Origin of the sequence: Candidatus Protofrankia californiensis (assembly GCF_900634765.1) — a bacterium.
GTDB classification, from domain to species: domain Bacteria; phylum Actinomycetota; class Actinomycetes; order Frankiales; family Frankiaceae; genus Protofrankia; species Protofrankia californiensis.
On record NZ_CAAAFT010000037.1, the window covers coordinates 26,223 to 28,959 of the forward strand.

At 63.4% G+C, this 2,737-nt stretch carries 2 protein-coding genes and 2 tRNA genes; all 4 read left to right on the top strand.

Annotated elements, in window-relative coordinates:
• Positions 1-250: 250 nt before the first annotated feature.
• The gene (locus DD1DGNOD_RS01700; RefSeq protein WP_131769287.1) at positions 251-1,093 is read left to right on the top strand and encodes an alpha/beta fold hydrolase; all 843 of its coding nucleotides are present in this window, start codon (positions 251-253) and stop codon (positions 1,091-1,093) included.
• Between the two features lie 325 nt (positions 1,094-1,418).
• The gene (locus DD1DGNOD_RS01705; RefSeq protein WP_131769288.1) at positions 1,419-1,964 is read left to right on the top strand and encodes a hypothetical protein; all 546 of its coding nucleotides are present in this window, start codon (positions 1,419-1,421) and stop codon (positions 1,962-1,964) included.
• Between the two features lie 531 nt (positions 1,965-2,495).
• Positions 2,496-2,570, top strand: a tRNA-Asp gene (locus tag DD1DGNOD_RS01710).
• A gap of 91 nt (positions 2,571-2,661) precedes the next feature.
• A tRNA-Phe gene (locus tag DD1DGNOD_RS01715) sits at positions 2,662-2,735 on the top strand.
• Positions 2,736-2,737 lie beyond the last annotated feature (2 nt).

Sequence of the window (2,737 nt, forward strand, 5' to 3'; positions counted from 1 at the left end):
GACCGACGGGCCCTGGAACGTCTGCGTGACCGTGACCGCTGAGAACGCCGGCCCGTCTCGATCGTGAATTTACGCCATTGTGGCGATAAGGCGTGCTTGTCGGGTCCCTCGACGATTCGGAGGCCCAGGGAACCTGGACGTCCCGCAACGGATGCGATGCACGGCCATGGACGGATGCCGCACGACCCAGCCGGGTACGACTCTTGTCGCCTTGTCGGTCGGCCGTGCACATTCATGCGAGGGGGAGAGAATGCCCTACGTCACCGTTGGTCAGGAAAACTCCGGCAATATCGATATCTATTACGAGGACCATGGTTCCGGTCAGCCGGTCGTACTGATCCATGGCTTCCCGCTCAACGGAGCATCATGGGAGAAGCAGATCCCGATGCTGCTGGACGCCGGCTATCGGGTGATCTACTACGATCGGCGGGGGTTCGGCAGGTCCAGCCAGCCCGTGAGCGGCTATGACTACGATACGTTCACCGATGATCTGAAGACCCTGATCGAGACCCTCGGCCTGCGCGACATCGTCCTGGCCGGCTTCTCGATGGGCACCGGCGAGGTCACTCGCTACCTCGGCGCGTACGGCGCCGACCGGGTCGCCAAAGCAGCCCTGTTCGCGCCGCTGGCGCCATACCTTCTACAGACCGACGACAACCCCGAAGGCGTTCCGGCGACGGTGTTCGAGGACATCAAGCAGGCCATTCGCGACGACCGGTTCGCCTACCAGAAGGATTTCATCGACAACTTCTACAACGTGGACGTCTTCGGCAGCACCTCCCGCATCAGCGAACAGGCCTGGCAGAACAGCTGGATCGTGGCCGTCGGCGCCTCGGCGCTCGGCACGTTGCAGTGTGTCGACGCATGGTGCACCGATTTCCGCGGTGATGTGCCCGCGCTGTCCAGCGTTCCGCTGCTGGTCGTGCAGGGCACCGAGGACCGCATCCTGCCCATCGACAACACCGGCCGCCGGCTGCCGGCCCTCGTCAAGGGTCTGCAGTATCACGAGGTCAACGGCGGCCCGCACAATATCGGCTGGACCCACCCCGAGGTTGTCAACCCGCTGTTCCTCGACTTCCTCACCAAGCAGTGACTTCCTGAGCCGTAACTTCCCGACCAGAACAGGAAAGTCTCCGCGAGCTCGGCCTGCGTGCACCGGTCGGGCTCGCATCCAGATCATCCATGATCGTCGTAAATCCGGCTCATCGCCCACCTGGTCGGAGGCGGGATCGTTCGGGGGCAGGCGGGTTCATCGTCACAATCTTTTCAAACAGGCAACTAATGCCGAACGTTATAACTCGACAGCGGAGCGTTCTCATAAACTCTGAATACTTCCTGAACTTGCACCTCAGGTGATCAGCTCACTCTAGGAGAGGATCAGACGTACCACAGGGGTACGTCGAAAGGGGTAGACGACGATGCGACCTCGACTCGGCACCATGTTTGCGGCGATCGCGACAGTTGGCACTCTGGGTGTCGCAGGCGTCACCACGGCAGCAATCGCTTCGCCCGGCGCCGCCACCAACCTGATCGCTCCGGCCGGGGCGACGACCAGCGTGTCGCCGACCGATGGTTCGAGCAAGGATACGACCACCCTGGACTCCGATCGGCCGAGACACAGGCACCACCGGCACGGCGGTCCGGGCTGGTGGGCGGACGACGACTTCGACGGCTGGGATGCTTCCCGTCCCCTGCACGGCGACGCGACGGTCAGGACGGACGACGGCTACCAGATCGTCACCTACCAGCGCGGCGAACTGACCAAGACGTCCCAGACCTCGGCCACGGTCAAGAGCAAGGACGGATACGAAGCCACCTACGCCGTAACCGGTGACACGGAACTTTGGATCGACGGCGACGACGCCGGCATCGGTGATTTCAAGACCGGAACCACCGTGGTAGTGGCCGCGATCGTCGACGGTGACACCCGGACAGCCCAGCACCTCGTCACGCTGCAGGACTGATCCACAAGCGTTCCGTCGGCACCATGCCGTCAGCATCTGGACAACCTCGCAACATCACCATGCCCAGGGACTCAGACCTCCCGGACCTCCCGGATCGGTTTCCGCCAGGAACCCCGGGCGCGAAAAAAGCATGATCGCACCGCCTTGACCCGCCAGCGTCAGCCCTGGCCTCCGGGAGCCGACGGATCGCGAGCCCAGGTCCCGGCTCGGTCCGAGTTACACAGCCTGTAACTGATCAATACTATGTCGCTGACGGCTTGTAACCGACGGCGCCGTACAGGCTCGGATGGGCATACCACTGGCCCGTCCGAGCCCGCCACGGACGATCCACGTGCACGCATACATGCACGCACCAACCTCCGGCTCCGGATGGTCCCGCCGTGCTGTACGATTCTGTGCAGCGCTCGATGGAGCCTCAGGGGCACCGCCCCAAGGGACCTGATGGGTGCTGTCAGGCGGGATCTTCTCGTCGGAGAACGGGCACGACGGCAACCAGTCAAGCATGTGATACAACTGAACAGCACACAGCATGGTCCTGTGGTGAAGTCTGGAGTTCACGCCGCCCTGTCAAGGCGGAGGTCGCGGGTTCGAATCCCGTCGGGACCGCGCTCGCATCTATCGGATGTCATCGGCGTCACGCTGGTCTCGTCCTTCGATGCGACCTGGTAGGCCCATGTATGACAGGATGGTCGCACCGGGGCAGGTAGCTCAGTCGGTACGAGCGTCCGCCTGAAAAGCGGAAGGTCGGCGGTTCGACCCCGCCCCTGCCCACC

Bases quoted from the DNA above. Each gene is read 5' to 3' on its own strand.
- DD1DGNOD_RS01700 (WP_131769287.1), top strand. From the start codon at position 251: ATGCCCTACGTCACCGTTGGTCAGGAAAACTCCGGCAATATCGATATC.
- DD1DGNOD_RS01705 (WP_131769288.1), top strand. From the start codon at position 1,419: ATGCGACCTCGACTCGGCACCATGTTTGCGGCGATCGCGACAGTTGGC.